General features: G+C 59.5%; 15 protein-coding genes and 1 pseudogene. 11 read left to right on the top strand and 5 right to left on the bottom strand.

All coding sequences use genetic code 11. From position 1 onward, the window contains the following. Positions 1-37: 37 nt before the first annotated feature. Positions 38-1,207: a cupin domain-containing protein gene (locus tag ACJ8KE_RS06525; RefSeq protein ID WP_110146971.1), complete on the bottom strand. Its 1,170-nt coding sequence runs from the start codon at positions 1,205-1,207 to the stop codon at positions 38-40. Between the two features lie 560 nt (positions 1,208-1,767). Here ACJ8KE_RS06525 and ACJ8KE_RS06520 point away from each other — a divergent pair. Genes ACJ8KE_RS06520 through licT form a run of 3 tightly spaced genes read left to right on the top strand, consistent with a single transcriptional unit; the run spans position 1,768 to position 5,899 of the window. Beyond that, the gene (locus ACJ8KE_RS06520) at positions 1,768-3,624 is read left to right on the top strand and encodes a beta-glucoside-specific PTS transporter subunit IIABC (protein ID WP_016927820.1); all 1,857 of its coding nucleotides are present in this window, start codon (positions 1,768-1,770) and stop codon (positions 3,622-3,624) included. Then, the gene (locus ACJ8KE_RS06515; protein ID WP_049298999.1) at positions 3,621-5,036 is read left to right on the top strand and encodes a glycoside hydrolase family 1 protein; all 1,416 of its coding nucleotides are present in this window, start codon (positions 3,621-3,623) and stop codon (positions 5,034-5,036) included. The genes ACJ8KE_RS06520 and ACJ8KE_RS06515 overlap by 4 nt, the downstream gene beginning before the upstream one ends. A 20-nt stretch (positions 5,037-5,056) precedes the next feature. Beyond that, the gene (gene licT / locus ACJ8KE_RS06510; RefSeq protein WP_016927818.1) at positions 5,057-5,899 is read left to right on the top strand and encodes a BglG family transcription antiterminator LicT; all 843 of its coding nucleotides are present in this window, start codon (positions 5,057-5,059) and stop codon (positions 5,897-5,899) included. On the opposite strand, the gene ACJ8KE_RS06505 is transcribed toward licT, so the two are convergent. Continuing rightward, positions 5,884-6,798: a LysR family transcriptional regulator gene (locus tag ACJ8KE_RS06505; protein WP_239441823.1), complete on the bottom strand. Its 915-nt coding sequence runs from the start codon at positions 6,796-6,798 to the stop codon at positions 5,884-5,886. The two genes, licT and ACJ8KE_RS06505, sit on opposite strands and share 16 nt — an antisense overlap. A 103-nt stretch (positions 6,799-6,901) precedes the next feature. Here ACJ8KE_RS06505 and ACJ8KE_RS06500 point away from each other — a divergent pair, with 103 nt between their 5' ends. Together ACJ8KE_RS06500 and ACJ8KE_RS06495 are read left to right on the top strand one after the other, a co-directional pair. Continuing rightward, a complete protein-coding gene (locus ACJ8KE_RS06500; protein WP_016927816.1) occupies positions 6,902-7,468 on the top strand; it encodes a chromate transporter in 567 nt (188 codons plus the stop codon). Further along, the gene (locus ACJ8KE_RS06495; RefSeq protein WP_028127817.1) at positions 7,465-7,986 is read left to right on the top strand and encodes a chromate transporter; all 522 of its coding nucleotides are present in this window, start codon (positions 7,465-7,467) and stop codon (positions 7,984-7,986) included. Before ACJ8KE_RS06500 ends, ACJ8KE_RS06495 begins: the two co-directional genes overlap by 4 nt. Before the next feature lie 4 nt (positions 7,987-7,990). On the opposite strand, the gene ACJ8KE_RS06490 is transcribed toward ACJ8KE_RS06495, so the two are convergent. Then, positions 7,991-8,344, bottom strand: coding sequence for a protease inhibitor Inh/omp19 family protein (locus ACJ8KE_RS06490; RefSeq protein WP_016927814.1), 354 nt, complete (start codon positions 8,342-8,344; stop codon positions 7,991-7,993). Between the two features lie 411 nt (positions 8,345-8,755). On the opposite strand from ACJ8KE_RS06490, the gene ACJ8KE_RS06485 reads away from it, so the two are divergent. Then, entirely contained in the window at positions 8,756-10,372 is a 1,617-nt protein-coding gene (locus ACJ8KE_RS06485; protein WP_016927813.1) for a serralysin family metalloprotease, read from the top strand. Positions 10,373-10,413: 41 nt separating this feature from the next. On the opposite strand, the gene ACJ8KE_RS06480 is transcribed toward ACJ8KE_RS06485, so the two are convergent. Further along, the gene (locus ACJ8KE_RS06480) at positions 10,414-11,064 is read right to left on the bottom strand and encodes a dihydrofolate reductase family protein (protein ID WP_442517171.1); all 651 of its coding nucleotides are present in this window, start codon (positions 11,062-11,064) and stop codon (positions 10,414-10,416) included. 69 nt (positions 11,065-11,133) lie between these two features. Further along, positions 11,134-12,138 (bottom strand): alpha/beta fold hydrolase, encoded by a 1,005-nt coding sequence (locus ACJ8KE_RS06475; protein ID WP_097102093.1) that lies wholly within the window; start codon positions 12,136-12,138, stop codon positions 11,134-11,136. Positions 12,139-12,372: 234 nt separating this feature from the next. On the opposite strand from ACJ8KE_RS06475, the gene ACJ8KE_RS06470 reads away from it, so the two are divergent. The 5 genes and pseudogenes from ACJ8KE_RS06470 (at position 12,373) to ACJ8KE_RS06450 (ending at position 18,655) form a co-directional block, all read left to right on the top strand. Continuing rightward, positions 12,373-12,804, top strand: a complete 432-nt coding sequence (locus ACJ8KE_RS06470) for a DcrB-related protein (protein WP_016927810.1) — start codon at positions 12,373-12,375, stop codon at positions 12,802-12,804. A gap of 31 nt (positions 12,805-12,835) precedes the next feature. Further along, on the top strand, positions 12,836-17,104 hold the full coding sequence (locus tag ACJ8KE_RS06465; RefSeq protein WP_255253506.1) for an RHS repeat-associated core domain-containing protein: 4,269 nt from the start codon (positions 12,836-12,838) through the stop codon (positions 17,102-17,104). Next, entirely contained in the window at positions 17,101-17,577 is a 477-nt protein-coding gene (locus ACJ8KE_RS06460) for a hypothetical protein (protein WP_079451273.1), read from the top strand. Before ACJ8KE_RS06465 ends, ACJ8KE_RS06460 begins: the two co-directional genes overlap by 4 nt. A 63-nt stretch (positions 17,578-17,640) precedes the next feature. Beyond that, a pseudogene (locus tag ACJ8KE_RS06455) lies at positions 17,641-18,298 on the top strand (RHS repeat-associated core domain-containing protein); the annotation flags it as partial. A gap of 3 nt (positions 18,299-18,301) precedes the next feature. After that, entirely contained in the window at positions 18,302-18,655 is a 354-nt protein-coding gene (locus ACJ8KE_RS06450; RefSeq protein WP_016927808.1) for a hypothetical protein, read from the top strand. Positions 18,656-18,669 lie beyond the last annotated feature (14 nt).

The following is an 18,669-nucleotide window of genomic DNA, read 5'->3' as shown; positions in this document are numbered from 1 at the left end:
CGAAAAGCGGCGAGGGAGATTCTCCCTCGCCGCGGCGTTATCGGCTGCGCCGCGACATCACCCGTTTGTCTTTCGGTCTATCCTGCCAGTCCTCAACCTGATTATTGAAGTTGTCCGCCAGCAGGTAGGTCGGGGTTTTCGCCAGCCAGTCGGACAACGAAATATCCTGATAAATGCCGTTGTCCATCACGATCAGTACCTTCAAATCCTCATCGCCGATGTTCTCGATGTAATGGCCGAAGCCCTGCGGCACGTAACCGACGTCCGAAGGGGCGTACTCTTCCGTCTGCGCGTGGCCGTGCGAGCTGAACACCGTCATGCGGCCTTTGCCGGCAATATAGTATTGCCATTCGTTGGCGTTGGGGTGCCAGTGCAATTCCCGGATCGCGCCGGGTTTCACGATCTCGATGATGCCGGTCATGGTGGTGGAAATGGGAAATTCTTTCGACGACACCAAATGGACGCTGCCGGCGTCATTTTCAAAGAACGGCTTTTGCTTCATTAATTCATAGCGGTGGGTCAGCGGGGCATTATTTAATCCGCCGTCGCTTTTCGGTAATGGCAAGGTGGGCGGAACGGCGCCGCCGACAATATAAGCTTCGCCCTGTTTGGCCTTGGAAAATACCGCCGCCGGCATGTCGACGCTTTTTTCCAATACCTCTTTCGGCATATGCGCCACCCAATCGGTGATGCTGAAGGTGCCGAATTCGGAGAAATGGCCGTTATCGAACGCCAAAATAAAATGCGCGCCGTCCGCCAGCGCCTGAATGGAATGGCCGTAGCCTTTCGGGAAATACCAGACGTCGCCGGGGCCGAAATCCGCCACCTCACATTTTCCCTCGGGATCGAGGATGGTGATGCGCGCATGGCCTTCCAGCATGAATGCCCATTCGGCGGCGATGGCGTGCCAATGCAGTTCGCGCACGCCGCCCGGCTCCAGCGTCATGTCGACGCCCGCCACGCCTTCGGAGATCGGGAATTGCTCGACGGTGGCTTCGCGCGCCCAGCCGCTGGGCAGGCTGCGTTTTTTGCTGTCGGTGAATTTGTATTTATAGAGATGTTGCGCATCGGCAGGCGGCTGATAGCTGCTGGGGGGCACGATATTGCGATGGTCGTCGGCAGCGGCATTTTTGGTGATGCCGCCGATCATGCCGGCGGCGGCCGCGCTGACGGCGGAGACTTTCAATATATCACGACGCGATAGCATAGCATTTTCTCCAATATAAAGCCGTGCGCCTGCAGAAGCAGGCGACGGGGAAGGCGCGATCGCCATTGAAATGATTTTTGTCATCGGCGGGAATAGGCTGTGACCCTTAAATCCTAGCGGCTGGAATGTATTGCGTAGGCGTTTATTTGTTTGCGTTTGTTACTAAGTGAGAGCGGGTTTAATTATTCATTGTTAATCTCAATAGTCATGGATCTGAATTAATCTTCCCCTGTAATTAAATAAACAAAGTGTCAATGAAACGCATTATTTTGGGTTATTTCCTTCCGATTGCGCTATGGGTGTGCGCAAAAAGCGTGCAGCGGCGACATTGCAGTGCATTTACGCTAAATCGTGACGCCTTTCACAACGCTGACGTCTGGCTATTGCCGAGTATTCGCGAGTATGGTGATACTTTTAGCGCGGTCGAGAAGACCGCACACCATTTTTATTGCGGCGTGTTACTGCTAAAGCAGGCAAGACCAAAATAGGAATGCACTTCTCCTTGTGATGAGGCGCATTTCCATTTTGGTCTTTTTTTTTGCATTTTACCGGGGAAGACGATGGACTATCAAAAACTTGGCTTAGAAATATTGGCGCGGGTCGGCGGTAAAGGCAACGTCAGCAAGCTGACGCACTGCGCGACCCGTTTGCGTATGGAATTCAACGACGACGCTAAAGTGGATTCGAAGGCGATCGAAGCCCTGCCGGGCGTTATCAGCGTGGTGGTGCGAGGCGGCCAGTTTCAGATCGTGGTCGGCAATAACGTGCAGCAAACGTTCCGCGTGCTGCAAAAGGAGATTGGCCAGCCGCAAACCGGCGCTCAAAAGCAGCAGCCGAAAGGTGGCGTGGTGTCACGGATTATCAGCGTGATTTCCACGACCTTTACCCCGGTGATCCCGGCCATTACCGGCGCGGGGATGATCAAGGCGCTGCTGGCGATCCTCAAGCTGGCCGGGGCGATAGATCCCGCCGGCACGACCTATCGATTGCTGGATACCGTCGCCGATGCGGCCTTTTTCTTCCTGCCGGTGCTGTTGGCTTACGGTGCCGCGATAAAATTCGAGTGCAATCCCATCCTGGCGATGACCCTCGCCGGCGCGTTGCTGCACCCTAATCTGGCTCAGATGCAGGCGGCGGGCGCCGCGATTGATTTTCTCGGCATTCCGGTGCGGCTGGCGGATTATGCCGGCTCGGTGTTGCCGATCATTTTTACCGTGTGGCTGATGTCCTATATCGAGCGGTTTGCCGAGAAAGTTTCGCCGACGATGATCAAGTTCTTCACCAAACCGATGATCGTGCTGCTGGTCACCGCGCCACTGGCGTTGGTGGTGGTCGGGCCGTTCGGCATTTTCCTCAATGACATGGTGGCCGCCGGTGCGGCGATCGTCGATGGCAAGGCCAGCTGGCTGATTCCTATGTTGATGGGCGGGCTGCAGCCATTTTTGGTGATCACTGGCACCGCCTGGGCGATGACACCGATCGCCACCGGCCAATTGACCAAGAATGGCTTTGAGATGATTAACGGGCCGGGCATGTTGGCGTCCAATATTGCACAAGGTGCGGCGACGCTATGTGTGGCATTCCGCACCAAGAACACGAATTTGCGCCAGTTGGCGTCCTCCGCCGGTTTTACCGCGTTGTTGGGGATCACTGAACCCTCGCTGTACGGGGTGACGCTGAAACTGCGCAAACCGTTGATCGCGGCGATGATCGGCGGTGGCTGCGCCGGCATTTACGCCGGGTTGAGCGGGTTGGTGCGTTATGCCTTCGTTTCTCCTGGCCTGGCCGCTTTGCCGGCGTTTATCGGTGAGAACCCGATGAATATCGTGCACGCGCTGATCACTTGCGCCATTGCCATCGTCGTGACCTTTGCCCTGACTTGGATCCTTGGCTTCGACGATCCGGTCGAGGAGACGAACGACGAGACTCAGGTGGCGGCGGCCGACGAGGTATCGCCGGTTTTCAGCCCGCTGACCGGCAAAGCCGTGACGTTGGATCAGGTCAACGATGACGTTTTCTCCCAGGGCTTGTTGGGCCAGGGCATGGCGATCATACCGTCGGAAGGCGTGCTGCGTGCGCCGCTGGACGGCGAGATCGTGACTTTCCTGCCGTCAAAACATGCGGTCGGCATCAAGGGGGACAACGGCGCGGAGCTGTTGCTGCATATCGGCATCGACACGGTAAACCTGGGTGGCCAACACTTTGACTCCGGACTGCAGATCGGCGATCGCGTGAAGGCCGGCGACGAGCTGGTGCGTTTTGACATCGGCGCGATCGCCGCATTGGGCTTCGATCTGACGACGCCGGTATTGATCGTCAACAGCGAAGCGTTTCAGGTTCAGGTGTTACCTAAGCCGCATGGCGTTCATGCCGGTGAGACGATTATGGCGCTGAAGGCCAATAAGGAGCCGGCATGATTTATCAACGCTTGCACGATTTTCCCGCCGAGTTTCTCTGGGGCGCGTCGACTTCCGCCTATCAGGTGGAGGGCGCATGGAATGAAGACGGCAAAAGCCCGTCGATCGTCGATATGCTCGAACATCCCGCAGGCACGGCGGATTTTACGGTGGCCAGCGATCACTATCATCGCTTTCGCGAGGATGTGAAGCTGTTCGCAGAACTGGGGTTAAAGGCCTACCGGTTTTCGGTTGCGTGGACGCGCGTGTTGCCCGAAGGCGTCGGCGAAGTCAATGCGCCGGGGTTGGCGTTTTACCGGCAGTTGATCGACGAATTGCTGGCGCACGGCATCGAGCCGGTGGTGACGCTGTATCATTTCGATCTGCCGTATGTGCTGGAGCAGCAGGGCGGCTGGTCCAATCGCGCCACCATCGAGGCTTTTGTCACTTATGCCGGCGTGCTGTTCGACGCCTTCGGCGATCGGGTGAAGTATTGGCTCACCATCAATGAACAGAACACCATGATCCTGCACCCCGGCGCTATCGGCACGCCCAAAGGCGGTGCGTTGCCTGACAAACGGACGCTGTATCAGCAGAGTCATCATATGTTGGTCGCTCAGGCCAAAGTCATGGCATTATGCCATCAGCGCTGTCCCGGCGGGAAAATTGGCCCGGCGATCAATACCACCTCGATGTATCAGGAGACCTGTAATCCGCTGGATGCCATTGCCGCTCATAACTGGGAGACGTTGCGCTGTTGGAGTTTTCTCGATGTGGCGGTGCATGGCCGCTATAACGCCCTGGCCTGGCGTTACCTTGAGGATCGGGGGTGGTCGCCGGACAGGGAGCCGGAGGACGCGGCGCTGCTGTTGGCGGCACGACCGGATTATGTGGCGATCAATTACTATTCCACCGCCACGATCGCCGCCAGCCGCGGCGACGGTTCAGACGTGAGCGCACGCGCCGGCGATCAGCAAATTATGCTCGGCGAACCGGGTGTGTATCGTGCGGCGGAAAACCCGTTTGTCGGCAAGACGCGCTACGGATGGGTGATCGATCCGGTTGGCCTGCGCTTAACGCTGCGCAAGACCTTCGAGCGCTATCACCTGCCGATACTGATCACGGAGAACGGCATTGGCGCGCCGGATGAATTGCGGGCGGATGAGACTATCGACGACGACTATCGCATTGAATTCATGCGGCAGCATGTCGAACAGATGCGGCTGGCGATCAACGATGGCGTCGAGCTGCTCGGTTACTGCCCGTGGGCGGCGATTGACGTCGTCAGCACGCATCAAGGTTACGCAAAGCGCTATGGATTTATCTACGTGAACCGCGGAGAACGGGATCTTAAGGATCTGCGGCGCATCAAAAAACGCAGTTTTGACTGGTATCGGCAGCTTATCGCCGCCAATGGCCGGTTGGGCAAATAAGCAAGGTGACGGCCGAGACGATGAAAGTCATTAAGGTGCTCAACAACAGTCTGGTGTTAACCGCGGACGACGATAACCGTGAGGTTATCGTCATGGGCAAGGGAATTGGTTTTAACAGCAAAACCGGAGACGAGATCAACTCGGCCGCCATTGAGAAAGTGTATGTGGTGCAGGAGGGGCAAAAGGGGCGGGATTACCTGCGGCTGATTGAAACTGCCCCGACGGAGCACATCGAAATTGTGCAGATGATCCTCAGTGAGGCCAATCGCCAACTGAACGGCAACATTAATGAACAGATTTTCTTTACGCTGGCGGATCACGTCAGTTTTGCTATCGAACGTCATCACAAGGGTATCGCCATCCAAAACCGCCTGCTGTTCGAGGTGAAGCGTTTCTACCCGCGAGAGTTTGCGGTGGGGCTGCAAGCCTTGGCCTACATTAACCAGCGGCTGAATATCCATCTGCCTGAAGAGGAAGCGGGCAATATCGCCTTTCACCTGGTCAACGGCCAGACCGAAGTGCAAAACATGGAGCACACGTTGCTGGCGGTGAAGATGCTGAAAGATATTTTCAATATCATCAAGTATCACTTTCGCCTCAATATCGACACCGATTCGCTGAACTACGCGCGCTTTTTAGTGCATATGCAGTTCTTTATCCAGCGCATGCTCGACGGCAAACAGATGACCTCGAAGGCCGACTTTCTGTTTGCCCAGATGACGGCCGAGTATCCGCATGCCTATCGCGGCGCGCTATTGATCCGCGATTACGTGAAGAATCTGCTGCAAATGGAGATGTCGAACGATGAGCTGCTGTATTTGATGATCCACCTGACGCGCATCACCGATCAGCCCGAGGCCTGAACCGCCTCGGCGACCAGTTCGCGAAAGCGCTCGACGATCGGCGAGGCCGGGCTATGGCGCAGCGCCAGGTAAAGCGGGGCGCTGAGCTGCGCTTCTTCGGCGATCGTGCGGTAGACAATGCCGTCGCCGCCCAGCCGCCGCATCGAGCCGGGCACGATTGACACCCCTAATCCGGCGCCGACCAGGCTGAGGGTGGCCGGCAGGCGCGGCGCTTCCTGCACGATGCGCGGGCTGAAGCCGGCGCGGTGGCAGGCGGCCAGGATGGCGTCGTACAACCCCTGACCGGCGGGGCGGCGATAGAGAATAAACGCCTCGTGGGCCAGTTCGGCCAGCGGCAGCGGTTGCTGCGTTTCTTGCGCCAGCCGGTGGCCCAGCGGCAGGGCGACGATCATCGGCTCGCTGAGCACCGGCTCGACGCTCAGGCCGGGAATGCCGTTGGCCGGCGAGCGCACGAAGGCGGCGTCGAGGCGCTGTTCCAGCAACGCCTCCATCAGTTCGCCGCTGCCGGCTTCTTCCAACTGGGTGGTGATGCCCGGCAGGATATCGCGATAGCGGCGCAGCAGGTTGGGCACGAACGGATGCAGCGCGGCGGAGCTGGTGAAACCGATGGCGATATAGCCCTGCTCGCCGCGGGCGGCGCGCTGTACCGCTTCGCGCAGGCGTTCGGCGCGCGCCAGCAGGGCGCGGGCCTCTTCAAACAGCACGCCCCCCGCTTCGGTGACGCGCACGCCGCGCGGCAGGCGCTGCAACAAGGTTACGCCCAGTTCGTCTTCCAGCCCCTGCAGCAGGCGGGTCAGCGGCGGCTGTTGGATAAACAGCCGCTCGGCGGCGCGGGTGATGTTGCCTTCTTCCACCACGGTGACGAATGCCCGCAGGCGACGCAGTTCGATCATAGCCATACCTCAAAGGTATCTTTGGTTTTTCCGGAATGCATTAGACATCATGGCACGGCGGCGCGCATGATACCAGACATCAAAACAAGCGATGTGGAATGGCAATGTCATGTCAGATATCAATACGTTAAAACCGCACCCGGCAGCTGCGCCGGGTAATGCTGAGCTGTTTTTGGGCTTTCTGTGGCTGGGGCTTATCGGCTTCGGCGGCGTGCTGCCGATGGCGCGCAGTATGCTGGTGGAGCGCCGGCGCTGGCTGAGCAGCGAACAGTTTACCGAGCTGCTCGGCCTGTGCCAGTTTTTGCCCGGCGGCAATGTGATCAACCTGTCGGTGGCGGTGGGCATGGAGTTTCGCGGGCTGCGCGGCGCGCTGTGCGCTTTGCTGGGCCTCATCAGCGCACCGACGGCGATCGTGGTGGGGCTGGGCGTGGTATACGCCCGCTTCCAAAACGATCCGCATGTGCAGCATGTGTTCGCCGGGCTGGCCGCCGCCGCCGCCGGGCTGCTGCTGTCGACCGGGATCAAGATGCTGCTGCCGCTGCGCGGTAAATGGCCGGCGCTGGCGATCGTCGCGCTGGCGCTGATCGCCATCGCCTGGCTGCGCCTGCCGCTGTTGCCGACCATGTTGGTGCTGGCGCCGCTGAGCATTCTGCTGATGTGGCGGTGGCCGTCATGAGCGGGGTGTTGATGGCGTTGGCGCTGATCTTCACGGAGCTTTCTTTATTGGCGTTCGGCGGCGGCATGACCATTCTGCCGGAAATGCAGCGGCAGGTGGTGGAGGTGCATCAGTGGATGAGCGCCCAGGAGTTCAGCGCGCTGTTCGCCATGGCGCAGGCCGCGCCGGGGCCGAACATGATGATCGTGCCGCTGGTCGGCTGGCACGTCGCCGGCTGGGCGGGGCTGCTGGTGTCTTCGATCGCCAAGTTCGGGCCGTCTTCTATTGTTACGCTATTGGTGATGGGCGCCTGGCGGCGCTTTAAGGATCGCCCGTGGCGCCGCATCGTGCAGGCCGGACTGGTGCCGCTGACCGTGGGGTTGGTGGCGGCCAGCGGTATCTTGATCGCCGAGGCTTCCGCGCCCAGCTGGCGGCTGGCGGCAATCGTGGCGCTGGCGACGGGGTTGAGCATGAGCAAGCGCCTCCATCCGCTGTGGGTGCTGGCGGGCGGCGCGCTGCTCGGGTTGCTGTTCGCCTGAAGGGTTAGCGCGGGATCAGCACAAAGCGCGAAGGGCCGTTGCGGTCGATCAGCTCATAGCGCTTCGGCGCGGTCAGGGCCAGAAACGCCACCATGCTCCCTTCGGCGTCGGTCAGCGTCATGCCGTCCGGCGTCGGCCGCCAGGCGACCGGCAGCGCGTGCAGCGCCAGCGGCTGCAGGCATTGGGCGGAGGCGCTGAAACGGAAAGCGTTGGTGTTGGCGACCGCTTCGTCGCTCAGCTGCACCTCGCAGACGGTTTTACCGTCGCCGATGGCGGCGAGCTGCCAGTCGCCCTTCAGCGCGGCGGGTTCCAGCAACGGCAGTGAACTGCCCAGGGCACTGCTGCACAATATGCTCATAACGACTCCTGTCAGGCTGGCGCGGCGCAAGGCGCGCATAAGGAAATGGGTTGGCATCGGGTCACTCCTTTCGGCTGTCCGTTCACACTTTAGCACGTACCCATCTTGATGATGAGGGAAGGATTAGGTTTTTTAATCCTCGATTATTCTGATCCAATCGGCAATAAAATGCGCAAAAAGACGAATAATTAACCCGTTAATGCGCTCATTTTTCTCATTAATATAGTGAGAATACAAATTGTTACGCGTATCTCCATCTCTATGCCCGGCGCGGTGAAGCCAGGCCGGGCGGGCTCGCGCCAGCGGGGTGAGTCACTATACTGGTCATTCCTAAGCCTTGGCTTAGATTAGAACGACTGATGAATAGTCTTACAAAGCGAGTGGGTTCCTATTGTGTAAAAGGAGAATACAATGCGCAGTCGCCACAACGACATTTTGCAAGATGACGATGAGTTCACCAGCCTGAGCGCCACATCCCCCAACGATCATAACTATCAGTTTTACTATCACCAGCCCGGCAGCATTTATGACGGATTGGGTTACGGCGCGCTGTTCACGCTGGACAACGCTAACCTGTACAGCAATCAGCGCGGCGGGGCAGCCATCGACAACCTGGGTAAAATCCGCGATAACTTCAGCTTCGATCGCGCCGCCGATCAGCTGACGCGGCCGGGCCTGACGCACAACGGCGATCAGGTGTATCATCAGTCGGTGGCGCTGACCTACTCCTTCCTGACGCAGAGCGCGCTGAACCGCATCGGCCAGACCGGCGACGGTGACAAGGGGCTGCAGCCACTGACCCAGGCGGCGCAGGCTCAGGCGCTGAAATCGATGCAGGCGTGGGCCGACGTGGCGAACGTGACCTTTACCGAAGCGGCGTCTACCGATATCAACCACCGCGCGGACATCACCTTCGCGTACTTCACCCAGCGCGCCGACGGCAGCACCGCCGCCGGCAGCGGCCCGAATGCCATCAACGCGTACGCCTATTACCCGCCGAGCTCCAAACCGGGCAGCGATAACGCCTTTGCGGGCACGGTGTGGTTCAACAAAAACTTCGCCACCCATCAGGCGCCGGTTAGCGGTGACTTCAGCAGCCAGACCTTCACCCACGAGCTGGGGCATGCCCTGGGGCTGGCGCACCCGGGATCTTATGACGCGTCGCTGGGCAACCCGAGCTACCAGAACGATGCCGCCTATTATCAGGATTCGTTGCAATACTCGATCATGAGCTATTTCAACGCCGGTTACACCGGCGCCGACACCAAAGGGGTGTACGGCTATGGCCCGATGGTGGATGACATTGCCGCGATCCAAAAATTGTACGGCGCCAACATGAACACCCGCACCGGCGACACGGTGTACGGCTTCAACTCCAACACCGGGCGCGATTTCCTGACCGCCACAGCGGACAACGGCAAACCGGTCAACTTCGCGGTGTGGGACGCCGGCGGCAACGACACGCTGGACTTCTCCGGCTACAGCCAGCAGCAGATGATCAACCTGAACGACGGTGCGTTCTCCAGCGTCGGCGGCGGCACGCAGAACGTCGCCATCGCGCGCGGGGCGATCATCGAGAACGCCATAGGCGGCAGCGGGCGCGATGTGATCATCGGCAACGATCAGGACAACCTGCTGGCGGGCAACGCCGGCTCCGATATCCTGTACGGCGGCCTGGGGGCGGATCATCTGTGGGGCGGCAAAGACGCCAATAACTTCACCGACTATTTCGTCTATCTCAACGCCAAAGAGTCCACGGTGGCGGCGTTCGACGTGATTGAAGACTTCGAGCACGGCATCGACAAGATCGATCTCTCCGGCCTGCGCTTCAACAACAGCCTGAGCGAGCTGCGCTTTATCGACAGCGGCAGCGCCTTCAGCGGCCAGAAAGGCGAGATCCAGCTCAACTTCGACGCCTTCAACGGCACCACCGATCTGTTGATGAACACCCAGAGCAACAGCTATGCCGCCGACTTCAAGATCCACGTGGTCGGGCAGGTGGAGCAGAGCGATATTTTGTTTGCCTGAGGTGAGTAAGGGGAAGAGAAAAGGGCCGACCGGCCCTTTTTTTACGACTGGGCCGCCGCGGCGCTTTCCGCCACGAAAGAGCCGGTTTTCACCGCGCCAGCACGGCGGTAGTGAGCCACAATGACGCCGCCGGGCGAGACCACCGAGTGGGCCAGCGTGAAGGCCGCCGGCGCCGCGTTGTCATCGAACAGCCGCTTGCCGCCGCCGAGCAGCACCGGGTAGGTGAGCAAGCGCAGTTCATCCACCAGATCGTTGGCCAGCAGCTGTTGCATCAGCGTGCTGCTGCCCTGCACCAGCAGCACCGGCCCCTGGGCGCGCTTCAGCTCGCGCAGCCGGGCGAGGATGTCTCGCCCCAGCCACTGGCTGTGCTCCCACGCCAGCGTCTCGCCGTGGTGGGTGGCGACGTACTTGGTGGCCTGATTGAACACGCGGGCGATGTCGGCGGAAAACGGGTCGGCCTCGTCGATGATATGCGGCCAGTAGCCGGCGAAGATATCGTAGGTGCGCCGCCCGAGCAGCAGATCGAAAGGCGCAGAGAAAAGATCGCTCATCGTTTCCGCGACGGCGTCATCCCAATAGGGCGCGGTCCAGCCGCCGAAGCGAAAACCGCCGCTGCGGTCTTCGTCCTGCCCGCCGGGCGCCTGCATCACGCCATCGAGGCTGACGAACGCGCTGGCAATAATCTGTCGCATGGCTGTCTCCTGCAATTGAGTGCCAGCTGAAAGTTTAGCCGCCGTGCGGCGGCCGCGCCAACCGGCCGCTCAGGGTTGCAGCGCCTTGAGCAACGCCTGATGGAAGCGCGCCGGTTCCTCCATTTGCGGCGCATGACCCAGCCCGGCGAACTCGATCAGCGTGGCGTGCGGGATGAGTTTTGCCGCCTGTTTGCCCAGCACCGCGTAATGCCCGATTTTGGCCTTGACTGACGGCGGGGCGATATCGCTGCCGATGGCGGTGGTGTCGGCGGTGCCGATCATCAGCGTGGTGGGCGTCTGCAGATCCTTGAACTCGTAATACACCGGCTGAGTGAAGATCATGTCGTAGATCAGCGCCGAGTTCCACGCCACCAGACGGTGGCCCGGCCCGTTGTTCAGCCCGGCCAGCATATCCACCCAGCGATCGTACTCCGGCTTCCAGCGGCCGCCGTAGTAGGTGTGCTGCTCATAATTGCGGATGCCCTCGGCGGTGGTGTTCAGCTCGCGCGCGAACCATTGATCGACGCTGCGCCACGGCACGCCTTTCGCCTTCCAGTCCTCGAGGCCGATCGGGTTGACCATCACCAGCCGTTCCACCGCCTGCGGATACATCAGGCTGTAGCGCGTGGCCAGCATGCCGCCGGTGGAGTGGCCGATGACGATGGCCTTGCTGATGTTCAGGTTCTGCAGCAAGCCGTGGGTATTTTGCGCCAGCTGCTGGAAGCTGTACTGGTAATGCGCCGGCTTGCTGGAGGCGCAAAAACCGATTTGATCGGGCGCGATCACGCGGTAGCCGGCCTTGCTCAGCGCCTTGATGGTGTCCTGCCAGGTGGCGGCGCAGAAGTTTTTACCGTGCAGCAACAGCGCGGTGCGGCCGTTGGCGGCGCCTTCCGGCGGCACGTCCATATAGCCCATCTTTAACGGCTGCCCCTGCGAGGTGAAGCTGAACTGCTGCAACGGGTAGGGGTAGTGAAAGCCCTGCAGTTCCGGGCCGAACGTCGGCGTTTCGGCGGCGCCGGCGTTGAACGCGGCCAGCGCGGCGCACAGCAGCGCGCTACGGGTGAATCTCAGCATCCTGATCTCCTGAAAAACGGACGAGAGCCGAGTATAGCCACAATCAAGGCGTCGGCGCGCCGGTGGTTTCAGATAATTCTGTAATATGACGGTTTGATTCCCGGCCAGATTCCGGCAACGCTCTTTTTCACAGTGAACGCGGTCACGCCGTGCAACATTGGCGACGCCTGATGGTTTTATTTCAAGGCTAAGTTATGCGATGCTTAAGCATTATTTATGCAAAAGGATCCTCGCATGTCCGCTTTATCCCGCTGCGCTTTCAGCGAAGGCAGCGTCGCTTTGCCGGAAGGCTATGCCGATCGCACGGTCAACGTCCTGTTGGCCGGCGATGATGTTTCCCCCTCAGTCAATATTTCCCGCGATGCGCTGCAGCCGGCGGAGAACCTGGAAGGCTACGTCACCCGCCAGCTCGATGCGCTGGCGCAGGGGCTGAAAGGTTGGGCGTTCAAAAGCCGCGAGCCGGCGTCGCTGGGCGATGGGCTGGCCGCCGGTGAGTGGGTGCGCGCCAGCTACCTGCGCGACGGCAAACGCATCTGGCAGAACCAGGCGGTGTTTGCGCTGGCGGAGGGGCGGGTGCTGGTGTTCACCCTGGCGATGGCGCGCAAGCTGACGCCGCAAGATGACGCGCTGCTGCAGCAGGTGCTGAACAGCTATCGGGCGGCCTAACGATGAACTCTTTGCGTAAAAGGAACTTACGATGACCGAAGCGGCCCGCGTCGGCGATACCATCGGGCATTCCCATGCCCTGGCCGGCATGATTGCCGGCACCCTTGTTGGCGGCCTGATCGCCGCCGCAGGCGCGGTGGCGGCGGGCGCGCTGTTCGTCGCCGGCCTGGCGGCTTCCTGTATCGGCGTCGGCGTGCTGCTTATCGGCGCCAGCCTGGCGGTGGGGTATCTCACCGGGGAGGCGGCCACCGCGGCGCGCGACGGCATTGCCGACGCCGGTGCCGGTAGCCTGACCCCCAAAGGCAATATCGTCACCGGCTCCCCCAACGTCTTCATCAACGGCAAACCCGCCGCGCTCGCCACCAACAGCCAGGTGGCCTGCAGCGACGACGGCCCGAGCATGCAGATGGCGCAGGGCTCCGACAAGGTCAGCATCAACGGCCAGCCCGCCTCGCGCGTGGGGGACAAAACCAACTGCGACGCGCAGGTGATGGAAGGTTCGCCCAACGTGTTTATCGGCGGCGGCACCGTCACCACCTTGCCGATCAAGCCCGAAGTGCCGGATTGGCTGTATAAGGTCTCCGATCTGACGCTGCTGTTCGCCGGCCTGGTGGGCGGCGTGGGCGGCGCCGCCGGCAAGCTGGGGGCGCTCGGCAAACTGCTGGGCAAACTGCCCGGCATCAACAAACTGGCGCGCATCGCCTGCCGCGCCGGCACCCTGATGACCGCGACCGCCGCGGTCGGCATTATCGCCCGGCCGGTGGATATCGTCAGCGGCCAGAAATTCCTCGACGGCGAAGACGATCTCGATTTCGTGCTGCCATCGCGCCTGCCGGTCGCCTGGCAGCGCTATTGGCGCAGCGGCAACCCCGGCGACAGCGTACTGGGCCGCGGCTGGAACCTGTTCTGGGAGAGCAGCCTGCAGCCGTATCAGGACGGCCTGGTGTGGCGCGCGCCTTCCGGCGACTTCGTCGCTTTCCCCAGGGTGCCGCGCGGCCACAAAACCTACTGCGAAGCCGAAAAATGCTGGCTGATGCACAACGACGACGGCAGTTGGCAGCTGTTTGACGTCGGCGAACAGATTTTCCACTACCCGCCGCTGGCGGGCGAGCAGCCGAGCCGGCTCAGCATGATCACCGACGCCATCGGCAACGCCACCTCGCTGTTTTACGACGACGAGGGGCTGCTGAGCGAACTGGTGGACAGCGCCGGGCAGCGCCTGATGTGCCGCTATGCGCAGGGCCGCCTGCATGAAGTGGCGCTGCAAACCGCCGAAGGCGAACGGACGCTGGCGCGCTACGGTTACGATGAGCAGGGCCAACTGACGACGGTGAGCAACCGCGCCGGTGAGGTTACACGCCGCTTTGGCTGGCGCGACGGCCTGATGATCAGCCACCAGGACGCCGCCGGGCTGCTGAACGAATACCAATGGCAAGAGCTCGACGGCGTGCCGCGCGTGACGGCCTACCGCAACAGCGCCGGGGAATCCCTTGAGTTCGGCTATGACTTCGCCGGCGGGCGCCGCAGTGCGGTGCGCGGCGACGGCAAACGGGCGGAGTGGCGGCTGGATGACGACGACAACGTGGCGCAGTACACCGACTTCGACCAGCGCCGCTACGGTTTCATCTACCAACGCGGCGAGCTGTGCAGCGTGCTGCTGCCCGGCGGCGCGCAGCGCCAGAGCGAATGGGACCCTTACGGCCGCCTGTTGTCGGAAACCGATCCGCTCGGCCGCGTGACGCGCTATCAATATTCGCGCAACAGCGGCCGGCTGTTCGCCGTCGCCTACCCGGACGGCAGCAGCGAAGCGCAGCACTGGGACACGCTGGGGCGCCCGACGCGCTATGTCGATGCGCTGGGCAATGCCACGCTGTACCGCTATCCGGATGACGAAGAGAGCCTGCCGGCCAGCGTGATCGACGCGCTGGGCGGGGAAGTGAAGCTGGAGTGGGACGCCCGCGGCCAGCTGACGCGCTACACCGACTGTTCCGGCAGCGTGACGGCTTATACCTACGATGGGTTGGGACAATTGACGGCGCAGACCGATGCCGAAGGCCACCAGACGCGCTACCGGTGGGATAACGGCGGCCGCCTGCACACCCTGATCCACCCGGACGGCGGCGAAGAGCGTTTTAACTGGAATGCGCACGGCCAGCTGGCCGAACATCAGGACGCGCTGGGCAGCCTGACCCGCTGGCAGTACAACGCCCTGGGGCTGCCGGTCAGCATCACCGATCGCATCAACCGCACCCGGCGCTATCACTACACCCCGCAGGGCTGGCTGACGCGGCTGGAGAACGGCAACGGCGGCGACTACCGCTTCAGCTACGATGCGGTGGGCCGTGTGCTGGCCGAAGAGCGCCCGGACGACACCCGCCACTATTATCGCTACGGCGCGGCCGGGCTGCTGGAGGAGCACCGCGAGGTCGGCCTGCCGGGCAGCGCGGGCGAGCTGACGCAGCGCGAACAGCGCTTCCGCTTCGACGAGGCCGGGCAGCTGGTCTGGCGCGGCAACGCCAGCGCGGAATGGCATTACCGCTTCGACGCCATGGGGCGGCTGCGCGAGCTGAACCGCCTGCCGACGGCGAGCGGCGCGGCGCTGGGCATCGAGCCGGACAGCGTGCAGATGCGCTATGACGCAGCCGGGCGGCTGCTCGGCGAGCAGGGCGTGAACGGCGAGCTGCAATACCAGTGGGATGCGCTGGCCAACCTGCAGGCGCTGACGCTGCCGCAGGGCGATCGCCTGCAGTGGTTGTATTACGGTTCCGGCCACGCCAGCGCCATTAAATTCAACCAGCAGGTGGTGAGCGAATTCACTCGCGATCGCCTGCACCGGGAAACCGGCCGCAGCCAGGGGGCGCTGCAGCAGCAGCGGCGTTACGACGCCATGGGCCGCCGCAGCTGGCAGAGCAGCGCCTTCGGCCATGACAAACTGACCCGGCCGGAAGACGGCGTGCTGTGGCGCGCTTATCGCTACACCGGCCGCGGCGAGCTGGCCGGGGTGAGCGACGCGCTGCGCGGCGAAGTGCACTACGGTTACGACGCCGAAGGCCGCCTGCTGCAACACCGCGAACCCAATCAGGGCAAACCGGGCGCGCGGCTGGTGTACGATCTGGCGGATAACCTGCTGGGCGAACGCAGCCCGCAGAGCGACATCGACGCGCACCTGCCGCTGGCGCCGATCGCCGACAACCGCCTGACGCACTGGCAAAAACTGTTTTACCGGTATGACGGCTGGGGCAACCTGATCAGCCGGCGCAACGGCCTGTACGAACAGCACTACCGCTACGACGCCGACAATCGGCTGGTGCGGGCGCACGGCCGTGGCCCGCAGGGCGAATTCGAGGCGCAGTATCATTACGACGCGCTGGGCCGCCGCAGCCGCAAGGTGGTGCGCTACAAGGGCAAAATCGAACAGACGACCCGTTTCCTGTGGCAGGGTTATCGGTTGCTGCAGGAGCAGCGCGACGACGGCAGCCGCCGCAGCTGGAGCTACGATCCGGCCAGCCCGTGGAGCCCGCTGGCGGCGCTGGAGCAGGCGGGCGACAGCCGCTCGGCGGATATTTACTGGTATCACACGGATCTGAACAGCGCGCCGCTGGAGGTGACCGACGCGGCGGGCAACCTGTGCTGGTCCGGGCAATACGACACCTTCGGCAAGCTGCAGGGCCAGACGGTGGCCGGCGCGGCGAAGCGGCAGGGCGCGCAATACCAGCAGCCGCTGCGCTACGCCGGGCAATACCAGGACGACGAAAGCGGCCTGCACTACAACCTGTTCCGCTACTACGAACCCGAGGTGGGGCGTTTCACCACGCAGGATCCGATAGGGCTGCGTGGCGGGTTGAACCTGTATCAGTATGCGCCGAACCCGCTGATGTGGGTGGATCCGTTGGGGTTGAGTATTGAATGGGTTAATCCTTCGTCGTTAAATTATTCTCAAGCATATATATCTGATAACGTAACTGGATATATACATGATATGTCTAATAACAATTGGGATTGGAATCGAAGTGGACCTTTAAATGTTGCCGAAGTGGATGGGCAATTAGTCTCTCTAGACAACCGCAGGTTATATGCAGCGCAAATGGCTAATGTAGAATCTGTACCAATTAAGAGGGTTAATTTATCTGATCCGTTACCACCACCAGCAACTGGAGGTACGTATGGGAGTAATCTCAATAAAAAACTGAACTCTAAACCTAAGAATTCTGATGTTCCTAGAGTCCAGTTACCAGCAACTGGAACACCTAAGAAGCCAACAATTGTTAGCAAGAACAAAAAAATGGGGAGTTGCAAATGATAGCTAAAGAAATGCAGAGTAAGTGGGAAAACAATCAACTAGTCGGATTAGATGTAATCATTAATGATGTAGGTGTTGTAAGGGAAATAGATATTGAATTCGAGATGAATTATAAATTCAAAGGCACCTTTAATAAAGAGTATAAAATTTCATTAGGTAATGAGACAACCTTGAATGCATTGATTGAACAGTATGACGAGGTGTGGTCAGAGATTCAAGTGAATAACAAAGTGCAACTTCCTGACGGTGATTTCTTGTTATGTGGTGAGGGTGAAATGGGCAATGAAGGGTTTATTGCACGTACAGATGGAACTAATAGATTAAAATGGTCCATGTACTCAACAACATCTAATCCTTTTGTTAACGTTATAGAGGCTGGCAAATGTGTTTATTTTCAATCTACGCTGGGTTTCTATATCTGTTTTGATATAACCAACAATAACATATCTATAAAAAATGAAAAAAGTTGGTGAGGTTTTAAACGAAAGTGAGTGGCATAGATGAAAGTTTATTTCTATGAAATGATGAGCTAAGCTGGCAAGTTGCAGGGCCAGACGATAGCCGGCGCGGCGAAGCGGCAGGGCGCGAAATATCAGCAACCGCTCGCTACGTCGGGCAATATCAGGATGACGAAAGTGGCCTGCATACAACCTGTTCCTAGGTTGGTGTTTTACCACGCAGGATCCGATAGGGTTGCGCGGCGGGTTGAACCTGTATCAGTATGCGCCGAACCCGCTGATGTGGGTGGATCCGCTGGGGTTATCTGTAGAAGGAGTTCCACATGGCTTTAATAGTTTCGGCCAATTTAAACAGTTCGGTGAAGCATTACAGGCAGGAATGAGTAAATTAGGATATCCCGGCACAGTTTCATATATGCAAGGAAGCTCCGTATCGGGGGTAAGTTTCTCTACAGGTCAACCATTTGATGTTGGCCGTGTTAGTGATTTTGACGTTGCTATTTCACATCCTGAGCTATATCAAAAAGCAGAGCAGTTGGGAATAGGAAAAGGAGGGCGCACTGGACCAATTGATATGGGTAGTGAAATGGCTAAGAAATTAGGTATTGATGATACATTGCAAAAATTATCCAAAATGTCAGGAGGTAGACCTGTGAACGCAATGGTCTTTGAGTCTGCTGCTGAAGTTAAGGCTAAAGGAAAGGGAACTAGAATACCTGGTAAATGTGGTGGATAAATTATGAAAAAATTATATTTTTTAAAATATGGCAGTGTTATATCAAAAAAAGAAGCGAGCAAATTACTGGACGATAAATGGGATATAACTTGCTCGGAGTATGATAGCTCCTATTTTGGTGTTTACTTTGCATATACTGGCCTTTATGCGGACAAGTTAACCATTACTGATAATTATATTCCTCACTCTAATGAGTGGTTAGAGGAAGATAACAAAGAGTTTAGCACGATAATTAAGGTGTCTTTCACTAATGGGAAGAATCCAGAAAAACTCAGCAGGTACAAATTCTTGAAGAATGCGTTTAATCAACTTGATGGATTATCGATCATAAGTGATGAGTGCATCGAAGAAGAGTGACCGACAAGCTGTCG

This window comes from Serratia sp. CY56464 (assembly GCF_052168435.1).
Taxonomy (GTDB): Bacteria; Pseudomonadota; Gammaproteobacteria; order Enterobacterales; family Enterobacteriaceae; genus Serratia; species Serratia marcescens.
The sequence above is the reverse complement of the archived record's forward strand: the minus strand, read 5'-3'. Positions and strand labels throughout refer to the sequence as shown.

Coding starts and splice junctions, on each gene's coding strand:
- ACJ8KE_RS06525 (WP_110146971.1), bottom strand. CDS start 1,207: ATGCTATCGCGTCGTGATATATTGAAAGTCTCCGCCGTCAGCGCGGCC.
- ACJ8KE_RS06520 (WP_016927820.1), top strand. CDS start 1,768: ATGGACTATCAAAAACTTGGCTTAGAAATATTGGCGCGGGTCGGCGGT.
- ACJ8KE_RS06515 (WP_049298999.1), top strand. CDS start 3,621: ATGATTTATCAACGCTTGCACGATTTTCCCGCCGAGTTTCTCTGGGGC.
- licT (WP_016927818.1), top strand. CDS start 5,057: ATGAAAGTCATTAAGGTGCTCAACAACAGTCTGGTGTTAACCGCGGAC.
- ACJ8KE_RS06505 (WP_239441823.1), bottom strand. CDS start 6,798: ATGGCTATGATCGAACTGCGTCGCCTGCGGGCATTCGTCACCGTGGTG.
- ACJ8KE_RS06500 (WP_016927816.1), top strand. CDS start 6,902: ATGTCAGATATCAATACGTTAAAACCGCACCCGGCAGCTGCGCCGGGT.
- ACJ8KE_RS06495 (WP_028127817.1), top strand. CDS start 7,465: ATGAGCGGGGTGTTGATGGCGTTGGCGCTGATCTTCACGGAGCTTTCT.
- ACJ8KE_RS06490 (WP_016927814.1), bottom strand. CDS start 8,344: ATGAGCATATTGTGCAGCAGTGCCCTGGGCAGTTCACTGCCGTTGCTG.
- ACJ8KE_RS06485 (WP_016927813.1), top strand. CDS start 8,756: ATGCGCAGTCGCCACAACGACATTTTGCAAGATGACGATGAGTTCACC.
- ACJ8KE_RS06480 (WP_442517171.1), bottom strand. CDS start 11,064: ATGCGACAGATTATTGCCAGCGCGTTCGTCAGCCTCGATGGCGTGATG.
- ACJ8KE_RS06475 (WP_097102093.1), bottom strand. CDS start 12,138: ATGCTGAGATTCACCCGTAGCGCGCTGCTGTGCGCCGCGCTGGCCGCG.
- ACJ8KE_RS06470 (WP_016927810.1), top strand. CDS start 12,373: ATGTCCGCTTTATCCCGCTGCGCTTTCAGCGAAGGCAGCGTCGCTTTG.
- ACJ8KE_RS06465 (WP_255253506.1), top strand. CDS start 12,836: ATGACCGAAGCGGCCCGCGTCGGCGATACCATCGGGCATTCCCATGCC.
- ACJ8KE_RS06460 (WP_079451273.1), top strand. CDS start 17,101: ATGATAGCTAAAGAAATGCAGAGTAAGTGGGAAAACAATCAACTAGTC.
- ACJ8KE_RS06450 (WP_016927808.1), top strand. CDS start 18,302: ATGAAAAAATTATATTTTTTAAAATATGGCAGTGTTATATCAAAAAAA.